The following is a 19,052-nucleotide window of genomic DNA, read 5'->3' as shown; positions in this document are numbered from 1 at the left end:
CCTCCGGGGTCGACCGCCCCGCCGGCACCGCCCAGCCGACGGCGGACGCCGAGGCCGTCCGGGCGGCCGGACGCCGCTGCTGGCCGGCGACCACCGAGGCGACCAGCGTGAGCACCGCGCCGGCCAGGACGGGCCAGCGCAGCCCCGGCCCACCGGGCAGCAGCAGATCCAGCAGCAGTCCCCCGCCGAGCTGGCCGGCGACCAACGCCAGACCGGTCCGCAGCACGCCCAGCGCCCGCACGCCGACCAGCAGGCTGGCCACGATGCCGACCCCGAGCAGTCCGCCGGTGTACAGGTACCAGGCGGGTGGCCAGTCGGGCCGGGCCACGGTGAACGCGCCGGCGAGTGCCGCGACGGCCAGCACGGCCGGCGTGCTGACGGCGAAGTTGACCGCGGTGCTGGCCGCGGCGGTGCCCGCCGCGGCCACCCGGCCGTTAAGCGCGGCCTGCCCGGCGACCGCCCGCCCGCCCACCACGGCGTGCCGGACCAGGCCGACGGCCAGCTCGCCCAGGGGCTGACCCAGCTGGGCGAGCCCCACGGCCGCCGTGCCGAGCAGGGCGCCGGCCACCCGGGACGGGGTGAGCGCGAGCCGACCCACCGGGGCGAGCCCGGCCCGGTCCACCGCCAGGCCGCCGAGACTGCCCCCGGCGACCTGGGCGATGGTGAAGACGGCCACCCCGAGCACCGGCACGACGTACGTGCCGATCACGATGATCGCCGCCCCGCCGAGCCCACCCAGGTAGCACCACCAGGGCAGCCGGGACCGGCGCAGCGTGACGAGCCCGGTCCGCATCGACGGCAGCACCAGCAACCCGACCACGATCAGCAGCGTGCCGCCGGCGTTGTTGACCACCGCCCCGAGCACCGGACTGCCCACCCGATCGCCCAGCTCGGCATTCGCCGCCCCCTGCGCGGCCGACGCCACCCCGCCGAGCACCACCAGGGCCAGCGCGGCCGTCGGCGGCAGTGACCTCACAGCCGACAGGCGTGGATGTTGGTGACCAGGATGGCGCGGGCGCCCAGCTCGTACAGCTCGTCCATGATCCGGTGCACGTCGTCGCGGAGCACCATCGCCTGCACCGCGACCCAGCCCTCCCGGTGCAGCGGAGACACGGTCGGCGACTCGATGCCCGGGGTCAGCGAGCTGGCCCGGTCCAGCAGGCCGGCCGGCACGTCGTAGGCGAGCATGACGTAGCGGCGGGCGACCAGCACCCCGTGCAGGCGGCGCAGCAACTGCTCGGCCTGCGGGTGGGTCGGGGCGCCGGTGCGGCGGACCAGCACCGCCGAGGAGCGCAGCAACGGGTCGCCGAAGACCACCAGGCCGGCCTGGCGCAGGGTCGCCCCGGTCTCCACCACGTCGGCGACCACGTCGGCGACGCCGAGCCGGATGGCGTTCTCCACCGCCCCGTCCAGCCGGATCACGTCGGCCTTGACCCCCAGCTCGCCGAGGTACCGATCGACCAGCCCCGGGTACGCGGTGGCGATCCGGTGCCCGCCCAGCTCCTGCACGGAGTGGACGTCCTCCGGGCGGGCGGCGAAGCGGAAGGTGGCCCGGGCGAAGGCCAGGTCCATCACCTCCTCGGCCGGCGCGCCGGAGTCGATCAGCAGGTCGCGGCCGGTGATCCCGACGTCGAGGTCACCGGAGCCGACGTAGGTGGCGATGTCCTTGGGACGCAGGTAGAAAAACTCGATGTCGTTGGCCTCGTCCCGACTGACGAGGTCCTTGGGGTCGGTGCGCTGGCGGTAGCCCGCCTCGCGCAGCATCTCGGCGGCCTTCTCGGCCAGGGCGCCCTTGTTCGGTACGGCGACACGCAGCATGACGGAGTGCTCCTTCGATCGAATGTGATCAACGACGGGGCGCACTCAGAGATGTCGGTAGACGTCCTTGAGCTCGAGACCGCTGGCGAGCATCAGCACCTGGACCTGGTAGAGCAGTTGGGAGATCTCCTCGGCGGTCCGCTCCGGCCCCTCGTGCTCGGCGGCCATCCACGACTCGGCCGCCTCCTCGACGACCTTCTTGCCGATGAAGTGCACGCCCTTCTCCAGGGCGGCGACCGTGCCCGAGCCCGGGGTGCCGGCCGCGGCCTTGGCCTGCAGCTCGGCGAACAACTCCTCGAACGTCTTCACGGGATCCGATTCTTCCAGTCACCGGGCGACACCTCGCGCACCGGGTCCGGCCGCGTCAAGTTCCGGGCAGATCCACTCCGAAACGCCGAGGTGGCGGTGTCCGGATGCTTCGGACACCGCCACCTCGGCGGAACGGAGTCGATCACGCCCGGGAGCGGGCGACGCGCGGACCAGGCCGAGGCCCGGGCGGGGTCAGCGGCCGAAGCCGACCCGGTGGCCGTTGGCCGCGGCCACGTCCCGGATGGCCAGCGCGGCGTCGAGGGCCGCCACGGTGGCCGCCCACCCCTTGTCCTCCGCCGAGCCGGGCAGCCCGGCCCGGTCGCGGGCCTGCTCGATCGTCTCCACGGTGAGCACCCCGTGCGCCACCGGCTTCCCCTCGTCGAGGGCGACGCGGGTCAGGCCGTCGGTCACCGACCGGCAGACGTAGTCGAAGTGTGCGGTGGCGCCCCGGACCACCACGCCGAGGGCGACCACCACGTCGCAACGCCGGGCCAGGGCCTGGGCCACCACCGACAGCTCCACCGAGCCGGCCACCCGGGCGACCACCGACCGGGCGCCGCACGCCTCGGCCGCCGCCACCGCCCGGTCGAGCATGTGGTCGGTCAGGTCGGCGTGCCAGCGCGCGGCCACCACGCCCACGGTCAGCCCGGCGGCGTCCACCGTGGTCACCCCGGGCTCGCCGAATCCCGCCATGTCTATGCTCCGATCTCGTCGCCGGGGACCGGGCGGCCCATCGGGGCCTCGGTCACCTCGTCCAGTTCGTCCAGCAGGTGCCCCATCCGGTCCCGCTTGGTCCGCAGGTACCGCACGTTCTCCGGGTGCGGCCGGATCGGCAGCCCCTCGCGGCCGGTGATGGTCAGGCCGTACCCCTCCAGCCCGGCCCGCTTGGCCGGGTTGTTGGTCAGCAGCCGCATCGAGCGCACACCCAGGTCGTAGAGGATCTGCGCGCCGGTGCCGTAGTCGCGGGCGTCGGCGGGCAGCCCCAGGTCGAGGTTGGCGTCCACGGTGTCCCGGCCCAGGTCCTGGAGCTGGTACGCCTGGAGCTTGTGCAGCAGCCCGATGCCGCGCCCCTCGTGCCCGCGCACGTAGAGCACCACGCCCCGCCCCTCGCGGGCGACCCGGGCCAGGGACGCCTGCAGCTGCGGGCCGCAGTCGCAGCGCAGCGAGCCGAAGACGTCCCCGGTCAGGCACTCCGAGTGCACCCGCACCAGCACGTCCTGCCCGTCGCCGATCTCCCCGTAGACCAGGGCGACGTGCTCGGCCGGGTCGTGCTCGGCGCGGTAGCCCAGCGCCCGGAACACCCCGTACGGGGTGGGCATCCGGGCGTCGGCGACCTGCTCCACCTGCTTCTCGTGCCGCCGCCGGTACGCCACCAGGTCGGCGATGGTCACCAGGGTCAGGGCGTGCTCGGCGCAGAACTTCTCCAGGTCGGGCACCCGCATCATGGTGCCGTCGTCGTTGACCAGCTCGCAGAGCACGCCGGCGGGACGCAGCCCGGCCAGCCGGGTCAGGTCGACGGCCGCCTCGGTGTGCCCGGGGCGGCGCAGCACCCCGCCCTCGCGGGCGCGCAGCGGCACCACGTGCCCGGGGCGGGACAGGTCGGTCGGGTCGGTGCCCGGGTCGGCCAGCAGCCGGATGGTGTGCGACCGGTCGGCGGCCGAGATGCCGGTGCCGATCCCCTCCCGGGCGTCCACGGTCACCGTGTAGGCGGTGCCGCGCCGGTCCTGGTTGGTGTGGTGCATCGGCGGCAGGTCCAGCCGGTCGCACTCCGACTCGGTCAGCGACACGCAGATGTAGCCGGACGTCCAGCGGACCATGAACGCGACCAGCTCCGGCGTGGCCAGTTCGGCGGCGAAGATCAGGTCGCCCTCGTTCTCCCGGGACTCGTCGTCGACCACGACGACCGGCCGGCCGGCGGCGATGTCCGCCACCGCCTGCTCGATGCTGGCGAACGCGCTCATGCCGGCACCCCACTTCGTCGAACGGTCCGCGCCCCGGCCGCGCCGGCAGCCGGGCTGTACCTGATGATTCGCTCGCTGCGCTCACTCATGCGACAGCCTCCGAGTAGGTGGACGGGATCGGCGGGGCGGCCGACCGGGCGGCCCGCGAGGTCCGCCACCAGGCGGCGAGACCCCAGACGCAGAACGCGCCGTAGAACAGGTACATGGCCGCCGACGGGTAGAAGCCGCCGCGCAGCAGCAGCGGCACGCCGACGGCGTCGACGGCGATCCAGATCAGCCAGAACTCGACCCAGCCGCGGGCCATGCCGTACGTGGCGAGCAGGCTGCCGGTCAGGATCCAGGCGTCCGGCAGCGGGCCCCAGGAACCGAGCGCGGCGAGCACCGGGTATGCGGCGGCGGTGCCGACGGCGGCGGCCAGCAGCAGGCCGAGCCGCTCCCGGCCGGTGGCCCAGCGCGGGCTGACCGCCGGCCGGTCGTCGCCCTGCCGGCGGTTGCGCGACCAGCGCCACCAGCCGTAGACGCTCACCGAGAAGAAGAAGACCTGCCGGCCGGCCTGGCCGTAGAGGTCGTGCGCCTGCGGGGTGGCGAAGACACCGCCGAGGAAGACGGTGAACAGCAGCGCGTTGCCGATCATGCCGACCGGCCAGGCCCAGACCAGCCGGCGCAGCCCGAGCAGCGCGGAGGCCAGCCCGAAGACGTTGCCGACGATCTCGCGGACCAGCACCGGCGAGCCGGCGATCTCGAGCTGGGCCTCGAGCAGCCAGTTGAGCGGGCCCATCAGCGCCCACCCCCCGCGGGCGCGCCGGGCAGGCCGCCGCCGGCGAGACGGTCGCCGAGCAGGCGCTCGACGTACTTGGCCAGCACGTCGACCTCCAGGTTGACCGGGTCGCCGACGCCCTTGCCGCCGAGCGTGGTCAGCTTCAGCGTGGTGGGGATCAGCCCGACGGCGAACCAGTCGTCGCCGACCGCGGCCACGGTCAGCGAGACGCCGTCGATGGTGATCGAGCCCTTCTCCACCACGTACCGGGCGAGGTCGGCGGGGAGCCGGAAGCGGACCGTCTCCCACTGCGCGGCAGGCTCCCGGGCGACGATCTCGCCCACCCCGTCGACGTGGCCCTGCACGATGTGCCCGCCGAGCCGGCTGTTCAGCGCGGCGGCCCGCTCCAGGTTGACCGGGTCGCCCACCCGCAGCGCGCCGAGCGCGGAGCGGCGCAGCGTCTCCCCCATCACGTCGGCGGTGAAGACGCCGTCGGAGACGTCGACGACCGTGAGACAGACGCCGTTGACCGCGATGGAGTCGCCGTGCCGGGCGTCGGAGGTGACCAGCGGGCCGCGGACGGCGACCAGCGCGGAGTCACCCCCGGTGTCCGTGACGCGGACGACCTCGCCCAACTCCTCGACGATGCCGGTGAACATGTCAAGCCTCCGTTACCTTCGGGTGCGCTGCGGTGGGCGCATGTCTGGTAGTCCCGCCTTGCGGTGGGACGGTCCCGGTCTGACCCGCCGAGGCGGTGCCGGGTTGACGCTTCACGGCCACCAGCCCCGCGAGCGGGGTCCTATGGTCGGCTCCACGTCCAGCTACCGGGCCACTCCCGGCAGTTGTCTTCGCTGCAAGTGCGGCGAGGTTCCGTGCGGCATTCACATCCCGGTCGAGGACCAGGGAACATGTGGTGCAGGTGTAGATGCGCTCGGACAGGGCCAGCTTGGCTTTCACCGCGCCGCAGTCCGAACACGTCTTCGAGGATGGGTACCAGCGGTCGGCAACAAGGAGCCGACCGCCGCTCCACTGCGTCTTGTACCCCAGTTGTCGGCGCAGTTCGGCGAAACCGGCGTCAGCGATGTGCCGGGCCAGCCGCCGGTTACGCAACATCCCGGCCACGTTGAGGTCCTCGACGACGACAGTGGGGTGCTCGCGGGTCAGCCGCGTGGTCAGCTTGTGCAAGCCGTCACGGCGCAGGTTCGCCACCCGGCCGTGCGCCCTGACCAACTGGGCTCGGGCGCGCTGCCATCGTTTCGATGGGCGTTGCCCGGTGCGCCGGTCCGGGCCACATCGGCGGGACAGCCGCCGGCCGAGCACGCGAAGCCGGCGCTGCGCCTCGGACAGGTGACGTGGATTCGGCACGAGTTCCCCAGTGGAAAGCACCGCGAGGTGCTTGATCCCGACGTCCACGCCCACCACCGAGCCCGGTCGCGACGAGATGCGCTGGGCCCGCTCAACCTCCACGCAGAACGACACATGCCAGCGGCCGCCATCACGCCGTACGGTCGCGGACAAGATTCGCGCCGTGCCGGCCTCGACCCGGCGCGCCAGCTTCCGAGCGGACTCGTGCAGTTTCAGGCGGCCAAGCCGCGGCAGGACGACATGCCTGCGGTCCGGCTCAACCCGGATCGCACCGGTGGTGAACCGCACACTCGGCGTCGTTCCGCGCCGCGACTTGAAGCGCGGGAACCCGACCGCCCGCCCGATCCGCTCACCCGTGCGTGCGTCAGCCCAGTTCTTCAACCCGCGGGCCAGGACGTCCAGGCCGGTGTTGAACGCCTCCTTCGAGCACTCGCGCCACCAGAGCGCGACTTCGCTCTTCGCGGCGTTCCACGCCTTACGCAGCGCGGACAGCGACCACGACAGAGCCGGGGTGAGCTGATCGTCGGGTACGCCGTAGCTGCGCTCGGCGGCCCGCTGAGCCACCACCGCCTTGACGCGGGCAAGTGCCCAGTTGTGCGCGACTCGGGCCGCTCCAGCGTGCGCGAGTACGGCCCGTTCCTGCGCCGGGGTGAGATCGAGAGCGAACCGGTACGCCTGGATCGTCTTCACGCCGAGCCCTCCCCCGTTACCGCCTGAACAGCTCGCCTGGCCCGACATGCTGCCGCCCGGCGCTGGCCCGTCGCCCCCAGCGCCACCTCGGCGAATCCACCGTCGAGGCGGGCGAACCGGCCACGGTGCGCCACCACGATCGCTCGGCATGACATCAGCCAATACCCCTATTCCTGGGCAGCGCGGTGATCCGCAGGTCGGGACCGATCTGCGTAACGTCGGTGATCTCCAGGTCGATGGCATCGGCGATGGTCGTCACGCCGGCGTCGACCAGCGCGGTCCGGCCCGCGCCGAGCAGCTTCGGTGCGACGTACCCGACGACCTTGTCGACCAGGCCGGCGGCGAGGAACGCGCCGGCCAGCCGGGGGCCGCCCTCCAGCAGCGCGGCCCGCACGCCGCGGTGGTGCAGCTCCGCCAGCAGCGCCGGCAGGTCGACCCGGCCGTCCGGGCCGGCCCCGACCTCCGCCGCGGTGGCGACCCACGTCCGGGCGGCGCCGTCGTGGACCCGGGCCCCGGCGGGGGTACGCCCGGAACTGTCCACCACCACCCGCAGCGGCTGCCGGATGGCCAGGGTGCCGTCGCGCAGGTTGCGGGCGGTGAGCCGGGGGTCGTCGGCGAGCACGGTGCCCACCCCGGCGAGCACCGCGTCGACCGTGCCGCGCAGCGCGTGCACGTCGATGCGGGCCGCCTCGGAGGTGATCCACATGCTGGTGCCGTCGGCCGCCGCCGACCGGCCGTCGAGCGTCGCGGCGAACTTCCAGATGACGTACGGCCAGCCGCGGCGCATCGCGGTCAGCCAGGCGATGTTGCCGGTCTCGGCCTCCTGCGCGCGTACCCCGAGCTCGACCTGGATGCCGGCGGCGCGCAGGGTGGCGGCGCCGCCGGTGGCGACCGGGTTGGGGTCGGGCACGGCGATCACCACCCGGGCCACGCCGGCCTGGACCAGCGCGAGGCTGCAGGGGCCGGTGCGGCCGGTGTGGTCGCAGGGTTCGAGGGTGACCACCGCGGTGCCGCCGCGGGCGCGCTCGCCGGCCTGGGCGAGCGCGACGATCTCGGCGTGCGGTCCGCCCGCGTACGCGTGGAATCCCTCCCCGACGACCGTGCCGTCCGGATCGAGCAGGACGCAGCCGACGACCGGGTTGGGGCTGGTGGTGCCGAGGCCACGGGCCGCCAGCGTGACGGCGCGACGCATCGCGTCGTCGACGGAGACGCCGGCCATGCCTTCTGCCCTCTCACTCGCCGGGCCGCGCGCGGGCGGTACGGGAGGAGCCGCGGGCAGGCGGCGGCGGCTCCGGGAACGGCACGGCCGCCCCCGGGGAGCCCACGCGATGGCTGGATGCAGCGACCCACGCAGGCCCGCCCCGTCCCGCGCGCTGTCTCCCATCCGGACTTTCTGGGTGCGGAACGTTCCCCGCTCCCAACCGTCGGCCCCGGATTCTCACCAGGTCCACCGGGCGGCCTGAGCCGTCCGGGTCGCGGGCTTACCACGGTCGGACCGTGGATCACCGCCGGTTCGGAATTTCACCGAGCCCCGCCAGCGCGTGGTGGGTACATGGGAAGTCTTACACGTTCCACCGGCCGGTACGCCACTGCACGCGGGCTACCTCACACCCCATCGGCGCGCCGCCGGTCCACCGCCACGTACGAACCGGGCTGGCTCTTGGCGACGGTTTTCATCTCCGAGGCGACCGCGATCGCGGAGACCGGGTCGGTGAAGCGCTTCCGGGCGTCGGAGAGGGAGACCCCGATGGAGAGGGTGACCAGGTGCGCCTTGCGCACGTTGCCCCGGCGGTCCTTCAGCTCGACGTAGCCGCGCTCGGCGTCGGCCGGGTCGTAGAGCTTGTCGGCGGCCTTCTCGAAGTCCTCCACCGCGCGGAAGGTCAACGGCCGGACCTGTTCCGGGGTGCAGACGACGACGAAGTCGTCGCCGCCGACGTGGCCCAGGAAGGCCGGCGGCAGCCCGATCGAGACCACCGCCCGGTGCAGGCTGCGGGCCAGCGCGGAGATGAACTCGTCGCCGCGGACGAAGCCGTACCGGTCGTTGACGCTCTTGAACCGGTCGATGTCGATGTAGCCGACGGCGTAGTCGACGCCGCTGCGGACCCGGTCGCTGATCTCCCGGCGGATCCGGCTGTTGCCCGGCAGCCCGGTGAGCGGGGACACCTCCCGGAACTCCTTGTTGCGGCGCAGCGTGGAGCTGACCCGGGCCACCAGCTCGGCGGTGTCGAAGGGCTTGACCAGGTAGTCGTCGGCGCCGGCGCTGAGGCCGTGCACCTTGTCCACGGTCATCCCCTTGGCGGTCAACATGATCACCGGCAGGGCGGAGGTCATCGGGTCGGCGCGCAGCCGGCGGGTCAGCTCCAACCCGTCGATCCGGGGCATCATCAGGTCCACCACGGCCAGGTCGGGCCGGTGCCGCTCGATCATCTCGAGCGCCTCCTGGCCGTCGCCGGCGTGGAGCACCTCGAAGCCGTGCAGCCGCAGGTTGAACTCGACGAAGCGGGCGATGTCCTCGTCGTCGTCGACGACCAGGATGACGTCGGGTCGGTCGCCGGCCGGGTCCACGTCAGGCTCCGGGAGCCGCGCGCTCCGCGAGCCCCCGCAGGCGGCGCACCGCCTCGGCCGGGTCGGCCGCCCCGTAGACGGCGGTGCCGGCGACGAAGGCGTCCGCGCCGGCCGCCGCGGCCTGCTCGATGGTGTCGGCGGCGATCCCGCCGTCGACCTCGATGCGCAGCTCCAGGTGGCCGGTGTCGACGTGCCGGCGGGCCGCGCGGACCTTGTCCAGCAGCTGCGGGATGAACCGCTGCCCGCCGAAGCCGGCCTTGATCGTCATGATCAGCAGGGTGTCGAAACTGGGCAGCAGCTCCAGGTACGGCTCGATCGGGGTGTCCCGGTCGATGGCCAGCCCGGCCTTGGCGCCGGCCGAGCGGAGGTCCTTGGCCAGCGCGACCGGGTCGTCGCAGGCCTCGGCGTGGAAGGTGACGTTGTACGCGCCGGCGTCGGCGTAGCCGGGGGCCCACCGACGTGGGTCCTCGATCATGAGGTGCACGTCGAACGGGATCCGGGTCACCGCGCGCAGGCTCTGCACCACGGGCAGGCCGATGGTCAGGTTGGGCACGAAGTGGTTGTCCATCACGTCGACGTGCAGCCAGTCCGCGGCGTTCTCCACGGCACGGACCTCGTCGGCGAGGCGGGCGAAATCGGCGGCGAGGATGCTGGGCGCGACGATCGGCGGCGGTACGGTCACGGGGTCAGTGTACGAATGCGGCCACCCGCCGCGGGCATCGCGGCCCCACGGGAACGCCCTGTGACCCAGGAGTGACCGCTGGTGCAAGATTGGGCTCCACGGAACGCAAAACCGGACGGACGGCCGGCCGCGACTGGCCGCCCGACGGAAAGGCGGCAACACTCCATCAGAGACGGTCAGCCGTGCTGCGCGTCCCGCGGAACCGCAACTCCGCGCGGGCCGCAACGACCGGCCGTCATTTCCCGGAAAGGGCGGACGATGCGACGGTGGCTCGTGGCGCTGGCGCTGGCCGGTGCGGCGACGATGGCGATGAGCGGCTGCGTCCCGCAGCACCGGCCCGACGGCGACCTGGCCGACGACTGGCCGGACCTGCCCGCACCGCGGATGTTCGTGCCCGCCACGGACGCCTGCCTGCCCCGGATCACGGCGGTGGTCCAGGCGGGCACGTACGACACGGTGGACTGCGCCCGCAGCCACCTGGCCGAGGCGATCCACGTCGGGACCTTCACCGGCGACGCGGCGGCCGGGCCGCGCCCCGAGCCGGGCTCCCCGGCGCTGCGCCCCGCCCGCGCCGAGTGCGACCAGCGGGCCCGCGAGGTGCTCGGGGGCGACTGGCACTCGGCCCGGCTCACCATGAACATCGCGCTGCCCTCCGTGCCGGCGTGGAACGGCGGCGCCCGCTGGTTCCGCTGCGACCTGAGCGAGACCGACAGCATCGACAACACCCGCCCGGTCAACCGCACCGGCAGCCTGCGCGGCGCGATGATCGGCGACAACCCGCTCACCCACCGCTGCTTCGACCCCAAGCTGATCGGCGACAACCTCAACTACATGGCGCCGGTGCTCTGCTCCGAGCCGCACCGGGCCGAGTTCGTCGGGGTCTACCTCGAACGGGACCTGACCTGGGCGGAGTTCGGCCGGGCCAACCAGGAGGTGCACCGGCGCTGCATGGCACTGATCGCCAACTTCGCCGCCGTGCCGAACAACTCCGACCTGCCGTACCGGGCCGGGTCGATCTTCTACCCGCCGTCGCAGCGGGAGTGGGAGGAGGGCGACCGCGGCATCCGCTGCTTTCTCTGGAGCGACGACCGGAAGCTGACCCGCTCGATGCGCGGCGCCGGCCCGAAGGGACTACCCGCCATCTGAGGCCCGGTGCCGTAGGCTGCCGCACCGTGACACCCGCTCGGCGGGCGCCACGGTCACGGTCGGCGAAAGGTCGGGTGCGATGCGGCGGTGGTGGACGGCGCTCGCCGTGGGCGGCGCGGCGTTGCTGGCGCTGGCCGGGTGCGGCGCCCCCGCCGGGGTGGACGCGGACCTCGCCGACGACTGGCCGGCTCTCGCCGCGCCGCAGGGCTTCGTCCCCGCCGCCGGGGTCTGCCACGCCGGGGTGCAGGACGTCGGCTACCTCAGCGGCTACCACCCGGTCGACTGCGACCGGTCACACCGGGCCGAGACGATGCACGTGGGCACCGTCACCGGCGCCGACGCCCGGCGCGCCACTCCCCCGGCCGGCGGCACCGGCGCGATGCTCGCCGCCCGCGCCGAGTGTGACCGGGAGGTCCGGCGGGCGGTGGGCGCCGACTGGCGCTCCGGCCGGCTCGGCCTCGCCGTCGTCTTCCCCGCACCGGCGGCCTGGACGGGTGGGGCCCGCTGGTTCCGCTGCGACCTGACCGAGGTCGAGAGCGTCGACGAAGCGCGGGCCACCCCCCGCACCGGCAGCCTGAAGGGCGCCCTGACCCGCGACACCGACCTGCGGCTGCGCTGCTTCGAACCGAAGGTCGACGGCGGCGACGTCGAGGCGATGAAGCCGGTCTCCTGCACCGCCCGGCACCACGCCGAGTTCGTCGGCGTCTGGCCGGCCACCGGCCTCAGCTACGCCCAGGTCACCAAGGGCGACGGACGAATCCACAAGGGATGCCTCGGCGTGCTGGCGAAGTACACCGGGGTGCCGAACGACGGCAACCTGCGGTTCCGCGCCGGCTCGATCTTCTACCACCCGCTGGAGCGGGAGTGGCGCGACGGCAACCGCGGGGTGCAGTGCTTCGTGTGGGTCAGCGACCGCACCCTGACCCGCTCGCTCAAGGGCGTCGGCACCCGGGGCCTACCCGTCCGCTGAGCCGGCGGCGGGGCGGCCCTGCCATGCTCCACCCCGCCCCCGTACCGCTGCGCTTGCCCGCCGCTCAGCCGCGGCGCAGCACCGCCAGGAACATCGCGTCCGTGCCGTGCCGGTGCGGCCAGAGCTGCACCGTCGGGCCGTCGCCCAGCCCGGGCATGCCGGCCGGCAGCAGCGTACGGGCGTCGACGAAGTCCGCCGGCACCTCGGCGCGCCGGGCCGCCTCGGTCACCGTCACGTGCGTCTCCACCACGTGCGGGGAGCAGGTGACGTACGCGACCAGGCCGCCGGGACGGGCCGCGCGCAGGGCCGCGGTGAGCAGTTCGCGCTGCAACCGGGTCAGCGGCGGCAGGTCCGACGGCTGACGCCGCCAGCGCGACTCCGGCCGGCGGCGCAGCGAGCCCAGGCCGGTGCACGGGGCGTCCACCAGCACCCGGTCGAAATGCCCCTCGGGCAGCTCCGGGTCCGCGCCGACCGTGCGGCCGTCGGTGTGCAGCACGCTCACCGGCAGGCCCCGGGTGGCCTGCTCGACCAGCCGGGCGCGGTGCTCGGAGACCTCCACGGCGGTCAGCCGGGCGCCCCGCTGCGCGGCGAGCGCGCCGAGCAGGCCGGACTTGCCGCCGGGGCCGGCGCACAGGTCGAGCCAGTGCCCGTCCGGGCCGTCCAGCGGCGCGACGGCCAGCGCGTTCGCCACCAGCTGCGAACCCTCGTCCTGCACGTGCGCGCGCCCCTGCGCCAGCGCCGGCAGGTCACCCGGCGCGCCGCCGGAGAGGTACACCGCGTACGGCGAGAAGGCGCCGGGCGCGCCGCCCACCTCGTCGGCCAGCTCCACCGGGTCGGCCAGGCCGGGCCGGGCGCACAGGTGCACCGGAGGTCGCTCGTTGTCCTCGATCAGCAGGCGGGCGGTCTCCCCGAGGTCCCCGCCGAGCGCCTCGGCGAAGGCCCGCACGATCCACTGCGGATGGCTGTACGCCAGCGCCAGGTGACCGACCGGGTCGGTCTCCATCGGCGGGGCGAGCTTGGCCACCCAGGCGTCGGCGTCCCGGCCGGCGATCTCCCGCAGCACCGCGTTGGCGAAGCCGGCGGCGCCCGGCACGACCGAGCGGACCAGGTCGACGGTCGAGGAGACCGCCGCGTGCGCCGGCACCCGGGTGTGCAGCAGCTGGTACGCCCCGAGCCGCAGGGCGTCGCGGGCCGGCGGGTCGATCCGCTCGACCTCCCGCCCGGCGGCGTCGGCGATGATCGCGTCCAGGGTGCCGGTGTGCCGCAGCGTGCCGTAGGTCAGCTCGGTGGCGAAGGCGGCGTCCCGGCCGACCAGCCCCTCCTCGCGCAGGATCGACGGGAGCACCAGGTTGGCGTACGCGTCGTCCCGGTGCACCGCCGCGACGGCCTGGTAGGCGGCGTACCGGGGCAGGTCGACGGCCGGGCGGGCGGGACGGCCGCCGCGCCGGTCGAACCCGGGACGGCCACCACCGGGGCGGTCGCCGCGGTAACCGCCGCCGGTCGGGCGGTCGCCGCGGTAACCGCCGGTCGGGCGGTCGCCGCGCGGCGCGTCCGAGCGGCGAGGCGCGGACCGGTCGAACCGGTCACCGCGGGGGCCGTCGGCGCGACCGGCGGACCGGTCGCCGCGGGGATTGTCGGAACGGGAGCTGTCGGGACGGTCCGAGGGGGTGCTCACGCGAGCACCTCGCCGGCGCCGACCCGGACGCCGCGCGCCCAGTCGGTCGCCGGCATGGCCTTCTTGCCCGCCGCGCGCACCTCACCGAGCTGCACCGGCACGGTCGCGGTGCCGGCCAGCACCCGGGACTTCTCCACCAGCAGCTCTCCCGGCTTCAACTCGGGGCCGTTGCCGACCGGGGTCACCGGGCCGAGCTTGACCCGGTCGCCGCGGAAGGTCGTCCACGGCCCGGGGGCCGGCGTGCAGGCCCGGATCCGCCGGTCGACGGCGAAGGCGGGATCGGTCCAGCGCACCCGGGCGTCCTCCACGGTCAGTTTCGGAGCCAGGGACACCCCGTCGGCCGGCTGCGGCTCGGCCCGGGCCGTCCCGGCGTCGATCGCGTCGAGGACGGCCACCAGCAGGCCCGCGCCGGACTGCGCGAGGCGCTCCAGCAGGTCGCCGGAGGTGTCGGTCGGCCGGATCTCGTCGGTGAGCGTGCCGTAGACCGGGCCGGTGTCCAGGCCCTGTTCGAGCTGGAAGACGCTCGCGCCGGTCAGCTCGTCGCCGTGCAGCACGGCCTGCTGCACCGGGGCCGCGCCACGCCAGGCGGGCAGCAGCGAGAAGTGCAGGTTGATCCAGCCGTGCCGGGGGATCTCCAGGGCCACCGGCGGCACCAGCGCGCCGTACGCGACCACGGGCACGCAGTCCGGCGCCAGCTCGCGCAGCCGGTCGAGGAACTCCGGCTCACGGGGCTTCGCCGGGGTCAGCACCTCGATCCCGCGCTCGTCGGCCCAGGCGCCGACCGGCGAGCGGACCAGGCCGCGACCGCGCCCGGCCGGGGCGTCGGGGCGGGTGACCACGGCCAGCAGCTCGTGCCCGGAGGCGGCGACGGCATCCAGGGCGGGAACGGCGACGGCCGGCGTGCCGGCGAAGATCAGACGCATCCGCCTCACCGCCCCAGACCGAATGGGCTGCCGGCGGCGTGCGGGTTGAGCTTGACCGTGGGCGGGGCGGCCGGGTCGTACCACTCGGCCTGGCGGATGGCCTTCATGGCCTCCTTGCGCCCGGCCGGGTCCAGCCGGTCGACGAAGAGCACCCCGTCGAGGTGGTCGGTCTCGTGCTGCACGCAGCGGGCCATCAGCCCGGTGCCGACGATCTGCATCGGGTCGCCGTAGCCGTTGAAGCCCTTGGCGATGACGTTCTGCCGGCGCTTGGTGTCGAAGTAGAGCCCGGGGATGGACAGGCAGCCCTCCGGGCCGTCCTGCTCCTCCTCGTCGGGGAACTCCAGCACCGGGTTGACCAGGTGCCCGAGCACGTCGTCCACGTCGAAGGTGAACACCCGCAGGCCCACACCGAGCTGGGGCGCGGCCAGGCCGGCGCCGCTCTGCTCCCGCATCGTGTCGGTGAGGTCGGCGATGAGCCTACGCAGCTCGGTGTCGAAGTCGACGACCGGATCGGCCGGCGTGCGCAGCACCGGGTCCCCGAACAGACGGATGGGCTGGACGGTCACGCGGTGTGGCTCCTTCGGCTGTACGGACGGGTGCCGTACCAGTCTACGGAGTGCCGGGGGCCGCCCCGGCCGGCGTACCGTGATGCGCCGCCGCCGACTCCGTGTCGATGATCACCGGCAGGGTCTCGTAGCCGCGCAGGGTGAGCCGGGTCCGGTGCCGGGGCCGGCCGGCCAGGGCGAGTCCGGGCAGCCGGCGCAGCAGCAGCGGGAAGGCGACCTGCGCCTCCAGCCGGGCCAGCCCGGCGCCGAGGCAGTAGTGCGGCCCGGCCCCGAACGACAGCGGGTGGACCTGCGGACGCCACGGGTCGAACCGCTGCGGCTCCGGGTAGCGCCGGGGATCCCGGTTCGCCCCGCCGAGCAGCAGCAACGCCCAGCTGCCCGCCGGCAGCTCGACCCCGCCGCAGCGCACCGGCGCCTCGTTGATCCGGGTGGTGAGCTGCACCGGCGAGTCGTAGCGCAGCAGCTCGTCGACGTACCCGGGGGCGAAGTCCGGATGCTCGCGCAGCGCGTCGGCCGCGCGCGGGTGGTCCAGCAGCACCACGAGGCCGTTGCCGAGCAGGTTGGTGGTGGTCTCGAAGCCGGCGACCAGCAGCACCACCAGGTTGGCCAGCAGCTCCTCGCCGGAGAGCCGGTCGCCGTCGGCGTCGTGCACCTGGACCAGGGCGGTGGTCAGGTCGTCGGCGGGCGCGGCGCGGCGGGCCCGGACCAGCGCGGCAAAGTAGTCGCGCAGCTCGGTGGCGCCCCGGTCGGCGACCGCCAGCTCCTCGGTGGTGATCTCCGGCTCCAGCACCCCGGTCAGGTCGGCGGCCCAGCGCCGGAACAGCGGCCGGTCGGCCGCCGGCACGCCGAGCAGCGCGCAGATCACCCCCACCGGCAACGGGTACGCGAACTCGGCCAGGAAGTCGACGGCCTCACCGTCGCGGGCCCGCTCCAGCATCGCGTCGACCAGCTCGTCCGCCTGCGCCTCGACCACGTCGCGCATGGCGGCGATCCGGCGCGGGGTGAAGGCGCCGGCCGCGAGTCGCCGCATCCGGCTGTGGTCGGGCGGGTTGGTGCGCAGCATCGACCGGGAGATCGACGCGACGGCCGGGCTGTCCCGCCAGCCGGGGAGGAACTGGTCGCGCAGCGCGTCGTCCATCACCCCGAACCGGGAGTCGCGCAGGATCTCGTCGGCCTCGGCGTAGCCGGTGACCACGTAGAACACCGGCCCGGCCTGGACCACCGGCCCGTACCGGCGCAGCCGCTCGTACGTGGGGTACGGGTCGATGCGCCCCTGCGGCGACATGAGCAGGGCGAGTGCCTCGGCTGCGTCCATGACCGGCCTCCCGCGTCGATGCGTCGGAGGCTCCATCATGCGCGTCCGGTCGTCGCCCGGCGACCCCGCGACCGACCGCCGCCACGGCGCGCGGTCGCGACGGCGGACGGCGGGGCCGGCCCGCCGGCGATCGGGGCGAGGCTCAGGCGCCGGCGCCGGGCTCCCCCGCCAGCACCGCGGCGCCGCCGAGCAGGGCGTGCTCGGGCAGCGGGAGCTGGATGCCGTGCGCGGCCTCCCAGTCGTAGACGGTGCTCGGCCGGACCTGGGCGGCGAAGAAGTCCACCGCGCTCATCCCGCCGACGACCGGCTCGTCCACCTCGGCGACCAGCTGGGCGGGGACCAGGTTGAAGCCGTTCTGCAGGGCGGCGCTGAGCCGGCGGTGCCCGTCGACCACGAAGAAGTACTCGCCGGTGTAGCCGATCCGCAGCGGCTCCAGGGCCTCGTCGCCGGCCCCGGCCACGTCGCCGACGAACTCCGAGTCCCAGAGCCCGCGCAGGGTGGTGATTTCCTCGGTCGGGTAGACCCGGGCCGGGTCGAGCAGCAGCAGCGGCGGGGCGTCGCGCAGCACCTCGGCGCCGAGCCGGCCCTCGTACGCGTCGACGATATGCTCGATCACCTCGGGCGCCGAGGCGCGGGTGGTGTCGCAGACCATGTCGTAGTTGCGCAGCCGGGCCTTGTCCACGCCGTAGCGGAGGATGAACCGGTTCCGCTCGCTCTCGCTGCGCTCGCGGAGCTTGGCCTTGGCCTCCTCCAGCGAGGTGTAGCTCTCGGCCGGGCCGGAGGGACGCAGCAGCACCCGGCGGGCCGCCTCGCCCGGCTCGGTGATCATGTGCACCTTGAGCGCGTCGGTGAAGAAGTGCCAGGCCAGCCGGGAGTCCATGACCAGCGACTCGCCGGAGGCGGCGATGTCCCGCTGGAGCTGGTCGACGTAGCCGTCGACGGCCTGGTCCAGCTCGGCGTGCAGGTTGAGCTGGAGGGCGGTCATCTGCCGCTCCTGCGCCATCTGCCGGTAGAGGTCGCCGACGCTGACCCGGCGCAGCCCCAGCCGCTTGGCGATCTCGACGGAGACGGTGCTCTTGCCGCTGCCGAGGTCCCCGTTGAAGACGATCGATTGACGAACGGTCACGACTGGTCCACCCCTGATCACCGGCTGATTGACATCATCGATATGGCGTCGGATCGACGCGCTCCGCCATCGTCGCGCCATCCGTGCGCCCGGGCATGACGGGCGATGTTATCACTTCGCCGCCACCGGTTTGCCGGACGAGGAGTGCGACGGTACCCGCTCCGGGCCGGGTGGCGCCCGGCCGGTGCCGCGGATCACGGCCGGTCAGAAGAGGCTGAGCGGGTCGACCTGGAGGCGCACCGGGTCGGCGGCCTTGCGGGCGCTGCGCACCCCGGCGGCGGTGTGCAGCGCCTCGGCGAGAGCGGCGGCCCGGGCCCGGGGCACCCGCACCAGCATCCGCTCCCGGTCGCCGTCGGCCGGGACCGGGCCGAGCACCTCCGCCCCGTCGGGCAGCCGGGCCTCCGCCAGCAGGTCGGCCACCGCGACCGCCGGGCCGGTCACGCTGGCCATCTTCGTCGCCGGCGGGAAGCCCAGCTCCCGCCGCTCGGCCAGCTCCCGGGCGGCGAACCAGGCCGGGTCCCAGCGCAGCAGGGCCTGCACCGGCGCCAGCGCGCCGTCGGCGACCACCACCACGCGCCCGCCCGCCGACGCCGGCCGGGCCAGCGCGGCCGCGCTCAGCCAGCGGCGCAGCGTCTCCTCGCCGGCGCGCAGGTCGGCCCGGGTGAGCAGGGCCCAGGAGTCCAGCAGCAGCACCGCGCCGTAGCCCCCCTCGGCCAGCGGCTCCGCGCCCGGGGTGGCGATCACCAGGCCGGCACCGCCGGGCACGCTGGCCAGCACCTCCTCCCGGCCCGAGGTGCGTACCGGCACGCCGGGGAAGGCGCGGCCCAGCTCCTCGGCGGTGCGCCGGGCGCCGGTGACCGCCGCGCGCAGCCGCCGACCGCCGCACTCCGGGCAGGCGTACGCGGCGGCGACCCGGCCGCACCAACGGCACGCGGGGATGCCCTCGGCGGAGGGCAGCGCCAGCGGGCCGGCGCAGTGCGGGCAGCGGGCCGGGGTGCGGCAGTCCGCGCAGGAGATCGAGGGCAGGTAACCCCGGCGCGGCACCTGCACCAGCACCGGGGCGTCCGCGCGCAGGGTGTCCCGGGCGGTGGTCCAGGCCAGGCTGGGCAGCCGGGCCGTCGCCGCGCCGGGGTCGCGGGCCAGCTGCGGGTCGTCGCCGGTCGGCGCGATGCTCGGGGTACGCG

The 19,052-nt window shown here is 74.6% G+C and carries 18 protein-coding genes, 1 pseudogene and 1 riboswitch; of the genes and pseudogenes, 2 read left to right on the top strand and 17 right to left on the bottom strand.

The window, feature by feature from the left end:
• From KBX37_RS28210 to rpe, 11 genes are all read right to left on the bottom strand, one after another.
• Positions 1 to 976, bottom strand: a 976-nt coding sequence (locus KBX37_RS28210; RefSeq protein ID WP_210778932.1) for a DMT family transporter, incomplete at its 3' end; no start/stop codon positions are given.
• A complete protein-coding gene (gene hisG, locus KBX37_RS28205) occupies positions 973 to 1,818 on the bottom strand; it encodes an ATP phosphoribosyltransferase (protein WP_210778931.1) in 846 nt (281 codons plus the stop codon). The genes KBX37_RS28210 and hisG, both read right to left, overlap by 4 nt.
• Before the next feature lie 45 nt (positions 1,819 to 1,863).
• On the bottom strand, positions 1,864 to 2,127 hold the full coding sequence (locus KBX37_RS28200) for a phosphoribosyl-ATP diphosphatase (protein WP_013732805.1): 264 nt from the start codon (positions 2,125 to 2,127) through the stop codon (positions 1,864 to 1,866).
• Between the two features lie 192 nt (positions 2,128 to 2,319).
• Entirely contained in the window at positions 2,320 to 2,820 is a 501-nt protein-coding gene (gene ribH / locus KBX37_RS28195) for a 6,7-dimethyl-8-ribityllumazine synthase (protein WP_210778930.1), read from the bottom strand.
• 2 nt (positions 2,821 to 2,822) lie between these two features.
• On the bottom strand, positions 2,823 to 4,088 hold the full coding sequence (locus tag KBX37_RS28190) for a bifunctional 3,4-dihydroxy-2-butanone-4-phosphate synthase/GTP cyclohydrolase II (RefSeq protein ID WP_210778929.1): 1,266 nt from the start codon (positions 4,086 to 4,088) through the stop codon (positions 2,823 to 2,825).
• 85 nt (positions 4,089 to 4,173) lie between these two features.
• Positions 4,174 to 4,866: a nicotinamide riboside transporter PnuC gene (gene pnuC, locus KBX37_RS28185; protein WP_210778928.1), complete on the bottom strand. Its 693-nt coding sequence runs from the start codon at positions 4,864 to 4,866 to the stop codon at positions 4,174 to 4,176.
• A complete protein-coding gene (locus KBX37_RS28180; protein WP_210778927.1) occupies positions 4,866 to 5,504 on the bottom strand; it encodes a riboflavin synthase in 639 nt (212 codons plus the stop codon). Before KBX37_RS28180 ends, pnuC begins: the two co-directional genes overlap by 1 nt.
• Before the next feature lies 1 nt (position 5,505).
• Complete coding sequence (gene tnpB, locus KBX37_RS28175) at positions 5,506 to 6,900, bottom strand: IS607 family element RNA-guided endonuclease TnpB (RefSeq protein WP_307849241.1); 1,395 nt, start codon at positions 6,898 to 6,900, stop codon at positions 5,506 to 5,508.
• 154 nt (positions 6,901 to 7,054) lie between these two features.
• A complete protein-coding gene (gene ribD / locus KBX37_RS28170; RefSeq protein ID WP_210778926.1) occupies positions 7,055 to 8,119 on the bottom strand; it encodes a bifunctional diaminohydroxyphosphoribosylaminopyrimidine deaminase/5-amino-6-(5-phosphoribosylamino)uracil reductase RibD in 1,065 nt (354 codons plus the stop codon).
• Between the two features lie 149 nt (positions 8,120 to 8,268).
• Positions 8,269 to 8,443, bottom strand: a riboswitch (FMN riboswitch).
• A 62-nt stretch (positions 8,444 to 8,505) separates the two neighbouring features.
• Positions 8,506 to 9,465 carry a response regulator gene (locus tag KBX37_RS28165; RefSeq protein WP_210778925.1) on the bottom strand — a complete coding sequence of 320 codons (960 nt, stop codon included), beginning with the start codon at positions 9,463 to 9,465 and terminating at the stop codon, positions 8,506 to 8,508.
• Position 9,466: 1 nt separating this feature from the next.
• The gene (gene rpe / locus KBX37_RS28160) at positions 9,467 to 10,147 is read right to left on the bottom strand and encodes a ribulose-phosphate 3-epimerase (RefSeq protein ID WP_210778924.1); all 681 of its coding nucleotides are present in this window, start codon (positions 10,145 to 10,147) and stop codon (positions 9,467 to 9,469) included.
• 258 nt (positions 10,148 to 10,405) lie between these two features.
• On the opposite strand from rpe, the gene KBX37_RS28155 reads away from it, so the two are divergent.
• Together KBX37_RS28155 and KBX37_RS28150 are read left to right on the top strand one after the other, a co-directional pair.
• Positions 10,406 to 11,293, top strand: a complete 888-nt coding sequence (locus KBX37_RS28155) for a septum formation family protein (RefSeq protein WP_210778923.1) — start codon at positions 10,406 to 10,408, stop codon at positions 11,291 to 11,293.
• Between the two features lie 79 nt (positions 11,294 to 11,372).
• Positions 11,373 to 12,263, top strand: coding sequence for a septum formation family protein (locus KBX37_RS28150; RefSeq protein ID WP_210778922.1), 891 nt, complete (start codon positions 11,373 to 11,375; stop codon positions 12,261 to 12,263).
• A gap of 64 nt (positions 12,264 to 12,327) precedes the next feature.
• On the opposite strand, the gene KBX37_RS28145 is transcribed toward KBX37_RS28150, so the two are convergent.
• The 6 genes and pseudogenes from KBX37_RS28145 to KBX37_RS28120 form a co-directional block, all read right to left on the bottom strand.
• Entirely contained in the window at positions 12,328 to 13,938 is a 1,611-nt protein-coding gene (locus KBX37_RS28145) for a transcription antitermination factor NusB (protein WP_307849240.1), read from the bottom strand.
• Positions 13,935 to 14,861 carry a methionyl-tRNA formyltransferase gene (gene fmt, locus KBX37_RS28140; protein WP_210778921.1) on the bottom strand — a complete coding sequence of 309 codons (927 nt, stop codon included), beginning with the start codon at positions 14,859 to 14,861 and terminating at the stop codon, positions 13,935 to 13,937. The genes KBX37_RS28145 and fmt overlap by 4 nt, the downstream gene beginning before the upstream one ends.
• Before the next feature lie 5 nt (positions 14,862 to 14,866).
• Positions 14,867 to 15,427 (bottom strand): peptide deformylase, encoded by a 561-nt coding sequence (gene def / locus KBX37_RS28135; RefSeq protein ID WP_088962716.1) that lies wholly within the window; start codon positions 15,425 to 15,427, stop codon positions 14,867 to 14,869.
• A 43-nt stretch (positions 15,428 to 15,470) separates the two neighbouring features.
• Positions 15,471 to 16,742 carry a cytochrome P450 gene (locus KBX37_RS28130; protein WP_210778920.1) on the bottom strand — a complete coding sequence of 424 codons (1,272 nt, stop codon included), beginning with the start codon at positions 16,740 to 16,742 and terminating at the stop codon, positions 15,471 to 15,473.
• A gap of 142 nt (positions 16,743 to 16,884) precedes the next feature.
• Entirely contained in the window at positions 16,885 to 17,868 is a 984-nt protein-coding gene (locus KBX37_RS28125; RefSeq protein ID WP_210778919.1) for an AAA family ATPase, read from the bottom strand.
• A 204-nt stretch (positions 17,869 to 18,072) separates the two neighbouring features.
• Positions 18,073 to 19,052 (bottom strand): annotated as a pseudogene (locus KBX37_RS28120) (primosome assembly protein PriA); the annotation flags it as partial.

It is taken from the genome of Micromonospora sp. U56 (assembly GCF_018070095.1).
GTDB lineage: Bacteria > Actinomycetota > Actinomycetes > Mycobacteriales > Micromonosporaceae > Micromonospora > Micromonospora purpureochromogenes.
The sequence above is the reverse complement of the archived record's forward strand: the minus strand, read 5'-3'. Positions and strand labels throughout refer to the sequence as shown.

Coding starts and splice junctions, on each gene's coding strand:
- hisG (WP_210778931.1), bottom strand. CDS start 1,818: ATGCTGCGTGTCGCCGTACCGAACAAGGGCGCCCTGGCCGAGAAGGCC.
- ribH (WP_210778930.1), bottom strand. CDS start 2,820: ATGGCGGGATTCGGCGAGCCCGGGGTGACCACGGTGGACGCCGCCGGG.
- KBX37_RS28190 (WP_210778929.1), bottom strand. CDS start 4,088: ATGAGCGCGTTCGCCAGCATCGAGCAGGCGGTGGCGGACATCGCCGCC.
- pnuC (WP_210778928.1), bottom strand. CDS start 4,866: ATGGGCCCGCTCAACTGGCTGCTCGAGGCCCAGCTCGAGATCGCCGGC.
- KBX37_RS28180 (WP_210778927.1), bottom strand. CDS start 5,504: ATGTTCACCGGCATCGTCGAGGAGTTGGGCGAGGTCGTCCGCGTCACG.
- ribD (WP_210778926.1), bottom strand. CDS start 8,119: ATGGCCGGCGTCTCCGTCGACGACGCGATGCGTCGCGCCGTCACGCTG.
- KBX37_RS28155 (WP_210778923.1), top strand. CDS start 10,406: ATGCGACGGTGGCTCGTGGCGCTGGCGCTGGCCGGTGCGGCGACGATG.
- KBX37_RS28150 (WP_210778922.1), top strand. CDS start 11,373: ATGCGGCGGTGGTGGACGGCGCTCGCCGTGGGCGGCGCGGCGTTGCTG.
- fmt (WP_210778921.1), bottom strand. CDS start 14,861: ATGCGTCTGATCTTCGCCGGCACGCCGGCCGTCGCCGTTCCCGCCCTG.
- KBX37_RS28130 (WP_210778920.1), bottom strand. CDS start 16,742: ATGGACGCAGCCGAGGCACTCGCCCTGCTCATGTCGCCGCAGGGGCGC.